The sequence below is a fragment of the Bacillus nitratireducens genome (genome assembly GCF_001884135.1).
In the GTDB taxonomy this organism is placed as follows: Bacteria; Bacillota; Bacilli; order Bacillales; family Bacillaceae_G; genus Bacillus_A; species Bacillus_A nitratireducens.
In genome coordinates this window covers 62,254-78,618 of sequence record NZ_MAOC01000051.1, presented here as the reverse complement: position 1 = coordinate 78,618, position 16,365 = coordinate 62,254, and the positions used below count along the sequence as shown (strand labels likewise).

The 16,365-nt window shown below is 36.4% G+C and carries 14 protein-coding genes and 2 riboswitches; of the genes, 9 read left to right on the top strand and 5 right to left on the bottom strand.

The features are described 5' to 3' along the window. The first annotated feature begins 28 nt into the window (after positions 1-28). The 5 genes from BAU23_RS16315 to glcK all read left to right on the top strand — a co-directional run bounded on the left by BAU23_RS16315 (position 29) and on the right by glcK (position 4,590). On the top strand, positions 29-2,380 hold the full coding sequence (locus BAU23_RS16315) for a sugar phosphate nucleotidyltransferase (RefSeq protein WP_000679291.1): 2,352 nt from the start codon (positions 29-31) through the stop codon (positions 2,378-2,380). Positions 2,381-2,449: 69 nt separating this feature from the next. Further along, on the top strand, positions 2,450-2,599 hold the full coding sequence (gene rpmG / locus BAU23_RS16310; protein ID WP_001265616.1) for a 50S ribosomal protein L33: 150 nt from the start codon (positions 2,450-2,452) through the stop codon (positions 2,597-2,599). 105 nt (positions 2,600-2,704) lie between these two features. Further along, positions 2,705-3,283: a 5-formyltetrahydrofolate cyclo-ligase gene (locus BAU23_RS16305; protein WP_000656843.1), complete on the top strand. Its 579-nt coding sequence runs from the start codon at positions 2,705-2,707 to the stop codon at positions 3,281-3,283. 103 nt (positions 3,284-3,386) lie between these two features. Continuing rightward, the gene (locus BAU23_RS16300; protein WP_000623706.1) at positions 3,387-3,587 is read left to right on the top strand and encodes a YqgQ family protein; all 201 of its coding nucleotides are present in this window, start codon (positions 3,387-3,389) and stop codon (positions 3,585-3,587) included. Between the two features lie 19 nt (positions 3,588-3,606). Further along, on the top strand, positions 3,607-4,590 hold the full coding sequence (gene glcK, locus BAU23_RS16295; RefSeq protein WP_000391717.1) for a glucokinase: 984 nt from the start codon (positions 3,607-3,609) through the stop codon (positions 4,588-4,590). A gap of 81 nt (positions 4,591-4,671) precedes the next feature. On the opposite strand, the gene BAU23_RS16290 is transcribed toward glcK, so the two are convergent. Then, positions 4,672-4,845, bottom strand: coding sequence for a DUF2759 domain-containing protein (locus tag BAU23_RS16290; RefSeq protein WP_000524846.1), 174 nt, complete (start codon positions 4,843-4,845; stop codon positions 4,672-4,674). A 170-nt stretch (positions 4,846-5,015) separates the two neighbouring features. On the opposite strand from BAU23_RS16290, the gene BAU23_RS16285 reads away from it, so the two are divergent. Continuing rightward, positions 5,016-5,645, top strand: a complete 630-nt coding sequence (locus BAU23_RS16285) for an MBL fold metallo-hydrolase (RefSeq protein WP_000872320.1) — start codon at positions 5,016-5,018, stop codon at positions 5,643-5,645. 9 nt (positions 5,646-5,654) lie between these two features. After that, on the top strand, positions 5,655-6,767 hold the full coding sequence (locus BAU23_RS16280) for a class I SAM-dependent methyltransferase (RefSeq protein WP_000525130.1): 1,113 nt from the start codon (positions 5,655-5,657) through the stop codon (positions 6,765-6,767). Between the two features lie 144 nt (positions 6,768-6,911). Here BAU23_RS16280 and BAU23_RS16275 read toward each other — a convergent pair whose 3' ends face one another. The 4 genes from BAU23_RS16275 to metI all read right to left on the bottom strand — a co-directional run bounded on the left by BAU23_RS16275 (position 6,912) and on the right by metI (position 10,547). Then, entirely contained in the window at positions 6,912-7,202 is a 291-nt protein-coding gene (locus BAU23_RS16275) for an ArsR/SmtB family transcription factor (RefSeq protein ID WP_000894375.1), read from the bottom strand. 397 nt (positions 7,203-7,599) lie between these two features. Beyond that, positions 7,600-8,112 carry a cysteine hydrolase family protein gene (locus tag BAU23_RS16270; RefSeq protein ID WP_016130255.1) on the bottom strand — a complete coding sequence of 171 codons (513 nt, stop codon included), beginning with the start codon at positions 8,110-8,112 and terminating at the stop codon, positions 7,600-7,602. Between the two features lie 162 nt (positions 8,113-8,274). Beyond that, positions 8,275-9,438: a cystathionine beta-lyase gene (metC, locus tag BAU23_RS16265; RefSeq protein WP_000122287.1), complete on the bottom strand. Its 1,164-nt coding sequence runs from the start codon at positions 9,436-9,438 to the stop codon at positions 8,275-8,277. Continuing rightward, a complete protein-coding gene (gene metI / locus BAU23_RS16260) occupies positions 9,435-10,547 on the bottom strand; it encodes a cystathionine gamma-synthase/O-acetylhomoserine thiolyase (protein WP_071734830.1) in 1,113 nt (370 codons plus the stop codon). Before metI ends, metC begins: the two co-directional genes overlap by 4 nt. A 94-nt stretch (positions 10,548-10,641) precedes the next feature. Continuing rightward, positions 10,642-10,751: riboswitch (SAM riboswitch) on the bottom strand. A gap of 202 nt (positions 10,752-10,953) precedes the next feature. After that, positions 10,954-11,063: riboswitch (SAM riboswitch) on the top strand. 70 nt (positions 11,064-11,133) lie between these two features. Between metI and BAU23_RS16255 the strand changes: the two genes are divergently transcribed. Together BAU23_RS16255 and metH are read left to right on the top strand one after the other, a co-directional pair. Continuing rightward, complete coding sequence (locus BAU23_RS16255) at positions 11,134-12,966, top strand: bifunctional homocysteine S-methyltransferase/methylenetetrahydrofolate reductase (protein WP_000770347.1); 1,833 nt, start codon at positions 11,134-11,136, stop codon at positions 12,964-12,966. Next, positions 12,966-16,364, top strand: coding sequence for a methionine synthase (gene metH / locus BAU23_RS16250; protein WP_000649666.1), 3,399 nt, complete (start codon positions 12,966-12,968; stop codon positions 16,362-16,364). The genes BAU23_RS16255 and metH overlap by 1 nt, the downstream gene beginning before the upstream one ends. Position 16,365: the final 1 nt, after the last annotated feature.

The following is a 16,365-nucleotide window of genomic DNA, read 5'->3' as shown; positions in this document are numbered from 1 at the left end:
AACATTATATAAGTGGAGGCTGAAGTATATGAAGGGGGTTATTTTAGCTGGAGGAAAGGGAAGACGCCTTAGACCATTAACATGTAATACTCCAAAACCGATGTTACCATTGTTAGAAAAGCCAGTTCTTGAATATAATATTGAATTATTACGTCAGCATGGCATTCGTGAAATTGCAATTACCGTTCAATATATGAGTACAGCTATTAAGCAGCACTTTGGTGATGGTAGTAAATGGGGAGTTAACTTGTATTATTTTGAAGACTCTCCCCCACTTGGAACCGCAGGGAGTATTAAGCAGGCGGAAAGTTTTTTAGATGAAACATTTGTTGTTATTAGTGGGGATGCATTAACTGATTTTCAATTATCAGAAGGAATTGCATTTCATGAACAGAAGAAGAGAATGGTAACGATGTTTGTGAAAGAAGTAGAAAATCCACTCTCATTTGGGTTAGTTGTAACGAATAAAGAACAAGAAATTATACGATATATAGAAAAACCGAGTTGGAATGAGGTAGTTTCTAATGTTGTGAATACAGGTATTTATATAATGGAGCCGGAAATTTTTTCTTACATACCATCCATGGAATTTTTTGATTTCAGTCATGATGTATTTCCATTATTGGCAAATAAAAATGCGTTATTTGCATATTTATCAGAAGACTATTGGCTAGATATTGGTACATTTGATCAATATCGGCAAGCTCAATTCGATTTGTTGACGAAAAAATTGAAGGTGCCTATTCCATATACAGAAGTATTACCAATGGTGTGGATGGGAGAAGGCGTAACGATAGGAAAAGGGACGAAAATTCATGGTCCTTCTTTTATTGGAGAAGGCGCAATAATTGGTGCGGGGGCTGTAATTGAACCGTACTCTATTATAGGGAAAAATAGTATGGTTTCAAGTTATTCTCATCTTCAAAAAAGCATCGTTTTTGCAAACGCCCGTATCGGAAAATATTGTGAGTTGCTAGAAACAACAATTGGAGAGCATACAATGGTTGAAGATGATGTTACACTTTTTCAAAAAAGTATCGTAGCGGACCATTGCCATATAGGGAAAAGTACAGTAATTAAGCAAAAAGGAAAACTATGGCCATATAAGGTGATAGATAGTCATTCAATAGTAGGCTCTGCTGGTGTTCAAGAGAGTGAAAAGGGGGCAGGATGGTTACAAAAAAGCCGGATTGTAGGAAGAGGCAATGTTGAGATTACCCCTCAATTTATTGTGAAAGCCGCAATGGCTTATGGTTCTCTTTTTGTAAAAGGAGAGAGTATATTAATCGGAAGTCAAGAAAATATAGAAACAACGTCCTATAAAAACTTATTCCTCCATGCTATTCATGGTATTGGGATTCATACGATGGAATGTAAAGAAATGAACGAGTCACTTTTTCAGTATGCCATTCATAATTTGAACTGTGCAGGTGGGGTTTTTATTCAAGTGGAAAGTGATAGAGGGATTGTTATAAAGATGTATGGCAGGGATGGAATGTTATCGTATAAGCAGCAAAAAACGATCGAACAACTATATATGTCTGAGTCGTTTCGTTACGTATGTGAGAAAGAAATGGGACGAAGTAAGCAGGTTCATGTTTCTTTAAATAATTATATAGAAGCAGTATTAGAACACATTGATATAGAGAAAATACAAAAACAGAAGTTTCATCTTCTTATTAATAAGAGAAATGATATGTTACAACAGTTACTTATTCTCTTTCTGCAAAGGCTTGGGTGCACAGTTACATGGATTTATGCGGGGGGACAAAAAGATCATGTGAAAGCTTTGATGAAATCGAGTAAAGCGAATATGGCGCTTATGTTTTCTGAACAAGGAAATCAATTCGATTTATATGATAATCATAGTAATATTTACCAAGGAACTGATTTTGAAGAAGTAGATATTCCTGATTTATTATTCGAATCAGCAGGTAAAATTTACCCAATGTCTTTGAAATTGGGCGGTTGTTACCTTCTATTTTATATGCATGATGAAAAAAAGTCTTTTCAAATAAGATGGAAGCGAGATATTTTATATCGAATAGGAAAATTATTTGAGTTAATAGCACTGCAGGAAAAAACATTTCTCAGCATATTAGAGCAATCACCTCCGCTCTATTTACTTTGCGATGAAGTTGTGTGTTCGTGGAAGGAAAAAGGGAAAGTAATGCGGAAATTATTGGCTGACATGGAAAGAAAAGAAGACGGGATATTAGAAGGAGTACAGTTCAAATATACAGAAAAAGAGTGGTCTTATATCGTTTCTGACGCAAAACAACCAAAATTTTTAGTGTATTCACATGCTAGAAACCCAGTAATAGCAAGGGAAAACATGAAAAATCTTATAGAAAAAATTAGACAATATCAAAAGGTGTAGAATTTTTATTTTAAAAGTGGTATTATGGTATAGTCTGATTTAAGTTATTAGTACTGGAGGGAAATAAGAATGCGTGTGAATATTACTCTAGCATGTACAGAATGCGGAGATCGTAACTATATCTCAAAGAAAAATAAACGTAACAACGCTGAGCGTATCGAGCTTAAAAAGTATTGCAAGCGTGACAAGAAGTCTACGTTACACCGTGAAACAAAGTAAGCAGTAGGAATATTTTCCTACTGTTTCTTTTTTTTATGCGATTCCTATGTAAAAGTGATACACTATCCTCGTAGAGTAAAGTGTCACTGTAAGGGGGAAAAGTGTGTGAAAGAAGAGAAAATACGTTTACGTAAACAAATAATAGAACGCATGAATTCTTTATCTGAAGAACAGTATACAACTTTATCGGAACAAATTGCAGTTTCGTTGTATGGACAAAAAGAGTGGATTGAAGCTAAAACAATTGGAATCACTCTCTCGATGGAACATGAAGTGAATACATATCCTATTATCGAAAAAGCTTGGGAAGAAGGAAAGAAAATTGTTGTTCCAAAGTGTAATAAAGGGACAAGAACGATGTCTTTCCGAAAAATTAGTAATTTTGATCAATTAGAAACAGTATATATGGATTTACGTGAACCGATTCCAGCGTTTACGGAAGAAGTGAATGCGTGTGAAATTGATCTTCTTATCGTGCCAGGAGTAGCCTATACGCGGCGAGGGGAACGGATTGGATATGGCGGTGGCTACTATGATCGTTATCTCGTGCATTATAAAGGGAAAACGCTATCATTAGCTTATGATTTTCAAATGGTAAAACATATTCCTGTTGAACCATTTGATAAAAATGTAGAAAAAATTATTACAGAAAAAGGAACAATGGTTATAAATGGGCTTGTATAGACAAATAAAAATTGACGAGACTTTTTCTTCTTGATTATAATAAAATATGTGAACGTTTTCTTATTATAGTTTTTTATAGTAAGTAAGCATTGAGGGTGATGAAATGATATCCATTTATGATATTCAACAATTGCTAAAGAAATTTGGTACGATTATTTATACGGGTGATCGAATTGCAGATTTACAATTAATGCAAGATGAATTGCGTGAATTAAATCAATCACAGTTAATCGATCCACAAGACTATCAAACAGCTTTATTTTTATTGAAGCAAGAAATTCAAAAAGAGCTAAATAAGAATTAGATAAAGGTAGGTAAGCAACATGGAAGAGAAATGGTTAGTTGGGGTTGACCTTGGTGGTACAACGATTAAATTAGCATTTATTAATGTGTACGGTGAAATTTTACATAAGTGGGAAATCCCTACGAATACAAATGAGCAAGGAAAACATATTACACTTGATGTAGCGAAAGCTATTGATAAAAAGTTAGAAGAGTTAGGTGAATTAAAAAGTAAGTTAATTGGTGTTGGTATGGGAGCTCCTGGTCCTGTACATGTGGCATCTGGAATGATTTATGAAGCGGTTAATTTAGGATGGAAAAACTATCCGTTAAAAGATTTATTAGAAGTAGAAACAGGATTACCTGTTGTGATTGATAATGATGCAAACTTAGCGGCGCTTGGTGAAATGTGGAAAGGTGCTGGCGAAGGAGCAAAAGATTTAATCTGTATGACACTTGGCACTGGTGTTGGTGGCGGTGTAATCGCCAATGGTGAGATTGTACACGGTATAAGTGGAGCTGCTGGCGAGATTGGACATATTACAGTAGTTACAGAGAATGCTTTCCCGTGTAATTGCGGGAAGTCTGGTTGCTTAGAAACAGTAACATCTGCAACGGGTATTGTGCGTGTTGCCATGCAAAAAATTCAAGAGACTGATAAAGAGAGCATGTTGCGTTCTATGTTAGCAGAAGAAGGGCTTATTACATCAAAAGATGTGTTTGAAGCGCATGGACAAGGTGATGAACTAGCAGGCGAAGTAGTAGAAAAAGTAGCTTCTTATTTAGGATTAGCTGTAGCGAACCTGTCTAGCACGTTGAATCCAGAGAAAATTGTTATTGGTGGAGGCGTGTCTAAAGCTGGAGATGCACTTTTAGAGCCAGTTCAACGCTATTTCGAACAATATGCTTTCTCACGCGCTGTAAAGAGCACGAAGTTAGCCATTGCGACACTTGGTAATGACGCAGGTGTTATCGGAGGAGCTTGGCTTGTAAAAAAGCACAAATACGAAGCGAAGATGATATAAGTTGTGAAATATGAGAAGAGGAAGGGGGCACCCCTTCCTCTTTTTATGCAAAATCTTGATGAAGAATTCCATGTAAATGAATTAAGCTGCTGGAGGGTACCCATTATATAGAACAGTCATGATTGTAAACCATCCGAAAACGAGTACGGTTGCAATTGCAAAACCGCCCGCGAAAAAGTTCTTTTCGCGAAGTGTTCTAAGCGTAGCAAATACAGCTAACAGAGTGACTAGCGCAAAAATAATAACAAGGCCCATACAATATCCTCCTCTGTCTTCTCATTTCTTACGATGAGTTTTTGGAATATTTACTCTTTTATATTGTACATGTTTTAAAAATGAATGTCGAGATAGCATCCTTTCTTTTCCTAAGAGAAAGAAATGTTGTATCATTGAAAGTAAGTTCAATAACTGGAGGAGATTTTTATATGAAATGGACACAAATGCCTTTAGGCCCATTACAAACAAATGCTTATATTTTAACGAATAATCAAAATGAGTGTATTATTTTTGATCCTGGTCATGAAGGAGAGAAACTTGTTACATATTTACAAGAAGCGCAGTTAAAGCCCCTTGCGGTTTTATTAACACATGCTCACTTTGATCATATTGGTGCTGTTGATGCCGTGAGAGATGCTTTTCGTATTCCGGTATATGTACATAAAGAAGAAGCGGATTGGTTAGGAGATGCAACTGTGAATGGATCACAAATTTTTATGATGAACCGCAGTATTACAGCGAAACCAGCAGATCAAATTATTGATGCAGAAGGTACATTAACAATCGGTTCTTTTAACTTTGAAATTTTTGAGACACCAGGACATTCTCCAGGAAGTATTTCTTATTATTGTAAAGAGGCGAATGCCGTATTTTCTGGTGATGTATTATTCCAAATGAGTATTGGAAGAACAGATTTGCCTGGCGGAAGCTTTGCTGAATTAATCGGAAGTATTGAAGAGAAATTATTTGTATTACCAGATGAAACAGCGGTGCTATGTGGGCATGGTCCAGAGACAAGCATTGGATTTGAAAAAGAAAATAATCCGTTTTTACAATAAGGAGTCATTATGGGGATGGAGCTCATTTTAAGGGAATGGATGGGGAAAGAAAAGGATTATTCAATTTCATACAGTACGTATATGAACCTCGTATTATATGCAGAGGGACATGGATATTATATGAGAGAACGTGAAAAAATTGGGAGGCAAGGAGATTTTTTTACGAGTAGTAATGTATCTTCTGTCTTTGCGAAGACTTTTGCTAAGTTTTTCATTCGGCTTGTTGAAAATGGAGAAGTTTCTTCAAATATTTGTGAGGTTGGTGGGGGAACAGGAAGGTTTGCCTATGATGTTTTACAAGAATGGAAACAATTATCTCCGGAAACCTTTAGTAGTTTAAACTATTCAATTGTTGAAGTGAGCCCTTTTCATAGAAGATTACAGCAGGAGAGTCTTTGCTCATTTGATAATGTATCGTATTATACATCGTATATTGAAATGGGAGAGTCTTTCGAAGGAATTATTTTTTCGAATGAGCTATTTGATGCGTTTCCTGTTGAAGTAGTTGAGAAAAGAAATGGAATTTTGTATGAAGTACGTATCACGTATACAGAGGAAGGGGACCTTGCTGAAGTATTTAGGCCAGTAGAGAAAAGAATTGGTCGATACTTATTGAAATATAATATTCATATTGCAGAGGGGCAGCGATTTGAGGTACCTATTGCAATGGAAGAGTATATAGAAGAGATTGCAGAATGGTTCCAGCGAGGTATATGTATTACAGTTGATTATGGTTATACAAAAGAAGAATGGATGCATCCTGCACATCATGAAGGAAGTTTAAGAGGATATTATAAGCATAAGCTAATTCGTAACCCTCTTGCATATCCAGGAGAAATGGATTTAACTACCCATGTTCATTGGGATGAGTTGAAGATGATTTTCGAGTTACAAGGGATTCATACGATATGGCACAGGAAGCAATCAGAGTTTTTGTTAGCGGCAGGAATATTAGAACATCTTACGAGTCATCAAGATACGAATCCTTTTTCTGAAACTCAAAAACGAAATCGAGCAGTTCGTTCTATGATTTTGAACGGAGGCTTAGGAAGTGCCTTTGATATTGTTATGCACACGAAAGATATGAAGAATTTACATTTGAATCGATATTTAACAACATGAAAAAACAAGACACAGTATATTTCTGTGTCTTGTTTTTTCATACGACTTATGTAGTATTATATATTTCCTCTCATGATATATATTTATATTAAAGATATGAGATGAAAAATATAGAATACGTTCTTTTTCTCTGTCTATTAGTCCCTAACCTAATAATACACGAACGAGTTGAATAATTGTTTCGTTTTCTACTTTGTAGTAAATTTCTAATCCTTTTCTTTCACTAGAAACGATTTTAGCACTTTTTAACTTTGCTAAATGCTGTGAAATTGTAGATTGTGGCATGTTTAAGCCAGTGTACATTGTAGAAACATTGCTTGGGCCACGTTCAATTAATCCTTTTACAATACATAAGCGAACAGGATGAGCAAGCACTTTCAATAATTCTGCATTGCTTTCATATAGTTCTATTTCTTTTTGAAAGGTTTCTAACATGTTCTTTTCCACCTCCGTGTGAGCTGTTATACCATACCATACTATACATACCAAAAAATTAAAGAAAAGAAAACAGTTGTTGCAGAAAAAAAGTCCTAAAGTAAAGAAATTGTAAGAAAAGAGACCCTGATGTAAATAAAATAGATAAATTTGTACGGTTTTGTAAAATGACACTTTTGGGTGAAAATTTTGATGCGTTTTAAAAATTGAAAGATATAGATATATTTGTAACACAATTTTATCATGATTTTCTTATTCTTTCAAATGAATATACGAAATTTTTAAAATAATATGACAAAGGAATTGTAATGATATATATAGAATATAGAACAGGTTAAAAGAAGCTGACTATAATCAGCTTCCTTATGGTGATGATTAAATATTTGAGTCATTTATTCTAGAGCTCATCTTTTATCAACTTTAAAAATCTATGGTTCCATATATTCTCATAAAAATCAATTGTCTCTTTTGCCGACATAAATGGATTATGTAACGTAGAGGTTGTTTTCTGTACCATGAAGTTTTCGTATCCTAGTCCGTGGGCAAATTTAATCGTAGCATCCATGCAGAATTCTGTTTGGGCACCACAGAATTCAATACGATGTACGGATAATTGATCTAAAATCTCTTTTAAGTTTGTTTTATAAAATGAATTTGCATGTGTTTTTCTTACAAAAAAATCTTGTTCTTGAACATCTAGATCAGCATGAATAGCCCAAAGTTCTTTTTCAGGTACTAAATCATCATCGCAATGTTGAACAAAAATGATTGGTTTATTTGATTTTCTGTATGAAGAAATTCTTTTATTTACTTTTGAAAGTAAGCTTTGTAAGTCAAATAAGTGTTCTTCGCTATAACATACTCCATTTTGTAAATCGATAACGATTAAAACATCTGCACAAGTATCCATTATTTTTTGCCCCTTTTTTTACTTCTTAATATATCAATTAATTTATTACTTGGAAATAGATGGTGCTCTATCGTTTTTTTATGAACTATACGAAAAGTAAGAAATATACTCAAAAACATAAAAAGAAGATATGAAAACTTAATTTCATATCTTCTTTTCTCTCTATGCATTTACAGGTTCTTCTACATAAGAAAGGGCATTTTCAAAATCGGATATTAGATCGTTAACATTTTCAAGACCGACAGATAAACGAAGCAATGAATTAGAAATGCCTCTTTCGTCACGTGCCTCCTGTGATAAAGCGGCATGTGACATTTTTGCTGGATAGGAAAGAATAGATTCAACAGCCCCTAGACTAACCGCAAAAACGGGTAGTTTAACTTTCGATAAAAATTGGCGGAGTGCGTCTTCTGATTGTAAAGTGAAAGATAGGACAGCTCCGGCTGATGTAGCTTGAGATTGTTGAATATCATAACCAAGATGTGATTGTAAGCCAGGATAATAGACATTTTGGACTTTAGCATGCTCTTGTAAATAATGTGCAATTTTATTGGCGTTAGCAGCGGAGTGCTCGAGACGTACATGCAATGTTTTTAAACCGCGAAGTACGAGAGAACAATCTTGAGGTCCTAAAATAGCGCCAAATGCATTTTGTAAAAATCCAAGTTTTTGAGCGAGTTCGGCATCTTTTACAACCGCTAATCCGGCAGTAACATCACTATGACCAGCAATAAACTTTGTGGCACTATGAAGAACGACATCGGCGCCAAGATCAAGTGGCTTCTGGAATAGTGGTGTCAAAAATGTATTATCAACAAAAGTAAGAGCACCAATAGATTTTGCAAGATTAGAAACAGCACGAATATCTGTCACTTTTAAAAGTGGGTTAGAAGGTGTTTCTACATAAAAGAGCTTCGTATTTGGTTTAATGTTTTCTTTTACTTTTTCTACATTTGTCATATCTACAAATGTATGTGAAACACCGTAACGAGAGAGTACTTCAGTTATAATTCGATAAGTGCCTCCGTATACGTCTTCTGAAATGAGTACGTGATCACCTTGTGAAAGAAGGAGAAATGCAGTGGAAATCGCTGCAATTCCTGATGCAAATGCGAATCCTTTTGTTCCGCCCTCTAATAAAGCAATGATATCTTCAAGAGCTTCACGAGTTGGATTACCCGATCGGCTATAGTCGTATTTCCCAAAAGTATCTACGTCAAACTGGTGAAATGTTGATGTGTTATAAATGGGAACGTTAACAGCTCCTGTTTGCGAGTCATGTTTATATTGGTTGTGTAGTAGGAGTGTATCGATAGAATAACTCATATTCTTACACCTTCTTTTACAAGTTTAATGGCTTGCTTTAAGTCTTGAATTAAATCGTTACTATTTTCAATGCCGACGGAGAATCGAAGAAGACGATTACATACACCGTTTGCCGTTCTGATTTCTTCTGGAATATCAGCATGCGTTTGCGTTGCTGGATAAGTCATTAAACTCTCTACACCACCAAGACTTTCAGCAAATGTGATTAAGGATAAAGATTGTAAGAATGGATTAATCCATGTTTCATCTTGAAGGCGAAACGAAATCATGCCGCCTCTTCCTGGATAAAATACATCTGTCACACCATCTTCATCATTTAAATAAGCAACAATTGCTTTCGCATTTTCTTCATGTTGTTTCATGCGAAGCGCTAAAGTTTTCATGCCACGAATTAATAGCCATGAGTCAAATGGGCTTAAGACAGCACCGGAGGCATTATGATAATGAGCGATTTCCTCACAAAGTTCCTTTCCTTTTGCAACGACAAGTCCGCTTAATACATCATTATGCCCACCTAAATATTTCGTTGCACTATGAAGTACGATGTCAGCACCTTCTGTTAATGGCTGCTGTATATAAGGCGTGTAGAATGTGTTATCTACGATAAGAAGTAGTCCGTGTCTTTTCGCTACAGTTGCGACAGCGGCAATATCAGTAACTTGCATTAATGGATTAGTCGGAGTTTCTATGAAAATAGCCTTCGTTTCATTTGTGATAGCTTGCTCAATTTGTTTAATAGATTGTGTATTTACGTATCTACATCGAACATTCCACTTTTTTTCATGTTCGGAAAATAAGCGATACGTTCCCCCGTATAAATCTTCGGATACAATAAGTTCATCTCCAGAACGGAATAATGAAAGGACGAGGAGAACAGCTGCCATACCTGAACTACAGGCATAACCTTGTTCGCCATATTCTAAGTCTGCGATTGCCTGTTCTAAAAGACCACGAGTTGGATTTCCAGTTCGTGAATAGTCAAAGCCGGTAGATTTACCAAGTCCTTCGTGACGATAAGCGGTTGAGAAATAAACGGGTAGATTAACAGTTCCTGTTGTAGTTTCGCTACGATTTCCGATTTGTGCTAGTTTTGTTTCGATAGTTGACATGTAAAAATTCCTCCTTTTTAAATTGAATCAGTAGTTGAATATAAAATAAAAAAAGCCTTCTAAGAAGAAGGCTTTCGGATTGAATAGAGTCTTCTTCTCATCTGTCAAATCTTTCACAATTTGCTGGAATTAGCACCTTATTAACAAATGTTAATGGTTGCTGAGGCGTCATAGGGCCAGTCCCTCTACCTCTCTAGATAAGAATGTTCGTATGAAATTTTTATTATGTTTTTAACTTTACAACAAAAGTTAATTGAATTGCAACTTTATTTTAAATAATTTTTATTTTTCCGCAAGTGTCATTGACTTTTATATTTGTGCATGCTAAATTTATAAAAAATTAACAAACATTGTTAAAAGGGGAACGTATTTCCTTTTAGCTACATAAATAAAATAATAAAGACAACTCTTATTGAGAGCGGTGGAGGGAAAGGCCCTGTGAAACCCGGCAACCTTCAAACGAAATGTTTGAAACGGTGCTAATACCTGCAAAACGAATGTTTTGCATAATAAGAGGCGGAACAATTATGTCCCCCTCTTCAAAGTGAAGAGGGGGTTTTTATATTGATAGAAATGAGGGAGATTCGTGAAATTACTAGATTTATTATCAAAAGGAATTGTAATAGGTGATGGTGCGGTTGGAACGTTATTACATTCACATGGTTTGCAAAGTAGTTTTGAAGAATTGAATTTGTCTGATCCAGACTTAATTATATCGATTCATAAACAATATGTAGCTGCTGGTGCAGATGTGATTCAAACAAATACGTATGGAGCAAATGAGGCGAAATTACGTATGTATGGCTTAGAAAATCAAGTTGTTCAAATTAATAAAGCGGCAGTGAAGATTGCGAAAGCATCTGTTACAGAAAGAAATGCAATTTTAGGAACAATCGGTGGTATGAAACATATTGGAGCTGTTACAACGACTGATATGGAAAGGGAGTTTATGCTACTTGAACAGGCAGGTGCTTTACTAGAAGAACAGGTTGATGGATTACTATTAGAAACTTTTTACGATGAATTTGAATTACTTCATGCCGTTAAAGTATTGCGTAAGCAAACAAATATTCCGATTGTTGCTCAATTAGCGTTACATGAAGCAGGTACGACTCAAAATGGAAATGATGTCAATGAAATATTAAAGCAGCTTATAGATTACGGTGCAAATGTTGTTGGATTGAACTGTCAACTAGGACCACTTCATATGACGGAAGCTTTTAAAATGATATCGATTCCGCAGAATGGCTACTTGTCAGCATATCCAAATGCAGGTCTCCCGAATTATGTGGAGGGACGTTACGTATATGAGGGAAGTCCGGCTTATTTCGAAGCGATGACACTGAAATTTATTGAGCAAGGTATTCGGTTATTGGGTGGTTGTTGTGGTACTACTCCAGAACATATTGAAAGTATGAAGCGTGCTACTCTAAATGTTACGCCTGTAATAGAAAAGGACACGATTCAAAGACCAAAAGTAGTTCATACACACGAGAAACGTTCGAAATCTCACGTCACTCTAGCAGAAAAAGCAAAGAAACAAACGACAGTTGTAGTGGAACTAGACCCACCGAAAACATTAGACACGCAGCGTTTTTTTGAAGGGGCAAGAGCACTGAAAAGAGCTGGGGCAGACGCTATTACTCTAGCAGATAATTCATTAGCATCGCCTCGCGTTTCTAATATGGCAATGGGTGCATTATTAACGAAGCATGATATTCCGGTATTGACTCATTTAACGTGTAGAGACCATAACGTCATTGGGCTACAATCTCATTTATTAGGTTTATCGGCGTTAGGGATGGAGGAAGTGCTAGCTTTAACTGGTGATCCAGCGCGCGTTGGTGATTTTCCGGGAGCAACTTCTGTATATGATCTGTCCTCTATAGAGTTAATTAAAATGATTAAAGAAATGAACGATGGACGTTCCATTTTAGGGAAATCCATTGGACCGGCAACAAGATTTTCTGTAGGCGGCGCATTTAATCCCCACGTAAGGCATTTAAAAGCAGCGGTAAAGCGAATGGAACGAAAAATAGATGCTGGGGCTGAATATTTCTTAACACAGCCGATATATGATGTTGCTTTAATAGAAGAAGTATATGAAGCAACAAAACATTTGGAACAACCTATTTTTATTGGAATTATGCCATTAGTAAGTAAGCGGAATGCAGACTTTCTCCATTTTGAGGTGCCGGGTATTACCCTTCCTGAAGAAATAAGGGAGAGAATGGATGGACACGAAACGAAAGAGGCAGCTATTGAGGAAGGGATTCGTATTTCACAAGAGTTGATCGATGCGGCGATGAAATATTTTAACGGTATCTATCTAATTACACCATTTCTAAAATATGAAATTACAGAACATCTTGTTAAATATGTGAGAGAAAAGCAAGAAGTGAAAGAAGGTATTAATTGATGAAGTGTATAGAAGAAAAATTAAAAAATAACATTTTAATATTAGATGGTGCAATGGGGACAATGATACAACAAGAGGACTTAACTGCGGAAGATTTCGGAGGAGAAGATTACGAGGGGTGTAATGAATATTTAGTAGAAACAAGGCCGGATGTTATTTTAAAGATTCATAAAGCTTATATTGAAGCTGGAGCTGACATCATTGAAACAAATACATTTGGGGCGACAAATATCGTATTAAGTGATTATGAGCTGTCTCATTTAGATGAAGAACTAAATGAAAAGGCAGCACTATTGGCGAAGCAAGCTGTTAAAGAAAGCGGGAAGGAAGTATATGTTGCAGGTGCGATGGGGCCGACAACGAAAGCAATTAGTGTTACAGGAGGAGTTACATTTGAGGAACTGATTGAGGCCTATACAAGGCAGGCGAGAGGGTTATTGAAAGGTGAAATTGATGTATTACTTGTGGAGACGAGTCAAGATATGCGTAATGTGAAAGCTGCTTATATTGGAATTCAAGCAGCTTTTGATGAACTAAATAAAACGGTTCCTATTATGATTTCTGGAACGATTGAACCGATGGGAACGACTTTAGCGGGGCAAACGATAGAGGCCTTTTATTTATCGATAGAGCATATGAAGCCGTTATCGGTTGGATTAAACTGTGCGACTGGTCCAGAGTTTATGAGAGACCATATTCGTTCCTTATCTGATTTATCGGAGTGTTATATTTCTTGTTATCCAAATGCAGGTCTTCCTGATGAAGATGGACATTATCATGAATCTCCATCTTCTCTCGCTGAAAAAGTGAAGCGATTTGCTGAAGAAGGATGGATTAATATTATCGGTGGTTGTTGCGGCACAACACCAGAACATATAAGAGCAATGAAATCCGCGTTAGCATCTCTTAAGCCGCGTGAGCAACATGAACGAGAAGGGCATGGAGTTAGTGGATTAGAGGCGTTGCAATATGATGACTCTATGAGACCGTTATTTGTTGGAGAAAGGACGAACGTAATTGGATCACGCAAGTTTAAAAGATTAATAGCAGAAGGAAAATTTGAAGAGGCAGCTGAAGTGGCAAGAGCGCAAGTGAAGAAGAATGCTCATATTATTGACATTTGTATGGCAGACCCTGACCGTGATGAAATAGAAGATATGGAAAGATTCTTGGCAGAAGTTACGAAAGTATTAAAAGTACCGATTATGATTGATTCAACAGATGAAAATGTTATGGCAAGAGCTCTAACTTATATTCAAGGAAAAGGTGTTATCAATTCTATTAATTTAGAAGATGGAGAAGAACGTTTTGAAAAAGTGACACCTCTTCTTCGGAAATACGGTGCCGCTATAGTTGTAGGAACAATTGATGAAGACGGTATGGCAGTTAGTGCAGAACGAAAGATAGAAATTGCGAAAAGAAGCTATGAGTTACTAACGAAGAAGTATGGCATACGTCCATCTGATATTATTTTTGATGCGCTTGTGTTTCCTGTAGGGACAGGTGATGAAGAATATATAGGTTCAGCGGCAGCGACTATAGAAGGAATTCGTCTTATTAAAGAAGCGTTACCAGAATGTTTAACGATTTTAGGTGTAAGTAATATATCATTTGGTTTACCGCCCGCGGGCCGTGAAGTATTAAATTCCGTCTTTTTATATCATGCAACGAAAGCGGGATTAGATTATGCGATTGTTAATACGGAAAAATTAGAACGCTATGCGTCAATTCCAGAGGAAGAAAAACGTCTTGCAGATGCATTGTTATTTGAAACGACGAAAGAGACGTTAGAAGAATTTACAAACTTTTACCGTGTTGCCAAAAAGAAAGATGTCGTTGTACAAGAAACACTAACGCTTGATGAACGACTAGCAAATTATATTGTAGAAGGTACGAAACAAGGGTTACACGAGGATTTAAGTCTTGCGCTTACAGAAGGAAGAAAACCTCTTGATATTATTAATGGCCCACTTATGACAGGAATGGACGAGGTGGGACGATTATTTAATAATAATGAGCTTATCGTTGCTGAAGTATTGCAAAGTGCCGAAAGTATGAAAGCTTCCGTAAGCTATTTAGAGCCACATATGGAGTCTAGTGATAGCGCAAAAAAAGGGAAAGTATTATTAGCGACTGTAAAAGGTGACGTACATGATATTGGGAAAAATCTCGTTGAAATTATTTTATCAAATAACGGATATGAAATTATTAATTTAGGGATTAATGTTCGTTCGGATCGAATTGTTCAAGAAGTACAAGAGAAGAAGCCTGATATTATTGGTCTTTCAGGCTTGCTAGTAAAATCAGCCCAACAAATGGTAACAACTGCTGAAGATCTAAAAGCGGCAAATATTGATATTCCAATCGTTGTCGGTGGTGCAGCGCTAACGAGAAAGTTTACAGATAATCGTATTTCTCCATCATATAAAGGGCTCGTATGCTATGCGAGTGATGCGATGACGGGGCTTGATATTATTAATAAGCTTCAAAAAGAAGAAGAGCGTGAGAAGATGAAACAGGATAAAAAAGAACGTCATCTTCATATCGTTAAAAAAGAGGAAAAACCAGTGGAAATTCCAGCAGTAATTGAGCCATTACCGAAGGCGGAGGTTATGATACCTGATTCAACAAAACGAATTGTATTGCGCGATATTCCAGTTGCACATCTCGCACCGTTTTTAAATAGACAAATGCTGCTTGGGCATCATCTTGGATTAAAAGGAAATGTAAAAAAACTCCTGCAAGAAGGAGATAGAAGAGCGCACGAATTAAATGATTTAATCGATGAATTATTACAAGAGGGACAATCTTGGTTACGCCCGAAAGCAGTGTATCAGTTTTTCCCAGCACAAAGCGACGGACAAAACATTGTAATATATGATCCAGAAGATCATACGCGTATTATAGAGCGTTTCACATTCCCTAGACAAGGAAAGGCTCCATACCGTACTTTAGGTGATTATTTACGTCCGATTGGGGATGAAATGGATTATGTTGCTTTCTTATCTGTTACTGTTGGGGAAGGAGTTCGGGACATTGCTGAAGAGTGGAAGGCGAAGGGTGATTATTTACGCAGTCATGCCATTCAATCGTTAGCGCTTGAATTAGCAGAAGGACTTGCTGAAAAAACACATATGCTCATTCGTGATCGTTGGGGCATTCCAGACTCACCTGAACTGACGATGGAAGAACGTTTCCGCACGAAATATAGAGGAATACGTGTTTCCTTTGGTTATCCAGCTTGTCCAGAACTTGCTGACCAAGAAAAATTGTTCCGTTTAATTCAGCCGGAAGAAATAGGTATTTCATTAACAGAAGGATTTATGATGGAGCCAGAAGCGTCTGTAACGGCTATGGTATTTTCTCACCCTGAGGCAAGGTATTTTAGTGTACTATAGT

Coding starts and splice junctions, on each gene's coding strand:
- rpmG (WP_001265616.1), top strand. CDS start 2,450: ATGCGTGTGAATATTACTCTAGCATGTACAGAATGCGGAGATCGTAAC.
- BAU23_RS16275 (WP_000894375.1), bottom strand. CDS start 7,202: ATGTTAGAAACCTTTCAAAAAGAAATAGAACTATATGAAAGCAATGCA.
- BAU23_RS16280 (WP_000525130.1), top strand. CDS start 5,655: ATGGGGATGGAGCTCATTTTAAGGGAATGGATGGGGAAAGAAAAGGAT.
- BAU23_RS16285 (WP_000872320.1), top strand. CDS start 5,016: ATGAAATGGACACAAATGCCTTTAGGCCCATTACAAACAAATGCTTAT.
- BAU23_RS16315 (WP_000679291.1), top strand. CDS start 29: ATGAAGGGGGTTATTTTAGCTGGAGGAAAGGGAAGACGCCTTAGACCA.
- metC (WP_000122287.1), bottom strand. CDS start 9,438: ATGAGTTATTCTATCGATACACTCCTACTACACAACCAATATAAACAT.
- metI (WP_071734830.1), bottom strand. CDS start 10,547: ATGTCAACTATCGAAACAAAACTAGCACAAATCGGAAATCGTAGCGAA.
- BAU23_RS16290 (WP_000524846.1), bottom strand. CDS start 4,845: ATGGGCCTTGTTATTATTTTTGCGCTAGTCACTCTGTTAGCTGTATTT.
- metH (WP_000649666.1), top strand. CDS start 12,966: ATGAAGTGTATAGAAGAAAAATTAAAAAATAACATTTTAATATTAGAT.
- BAU23_RS16300 (WP_000623706.1), top strand. CDS start 3,387: ATGATATCCATTTATGATATTCAACAATTGCTAAAGAAATTTGGTACG.
- glcK (WP_000391717.1), top strand. CDS start 3,607: ATGGAAGAGAAATGGTTAGTTGGGGTTGACCTTGGTGGTACAACGATT.
- BAU23_RS16270 (WP_016130255.1), bottom strand. CDS start 8,112: ATGGATACTTGTGCAGATGTTTTAATCGTTATCGATTTACAAAATGGA.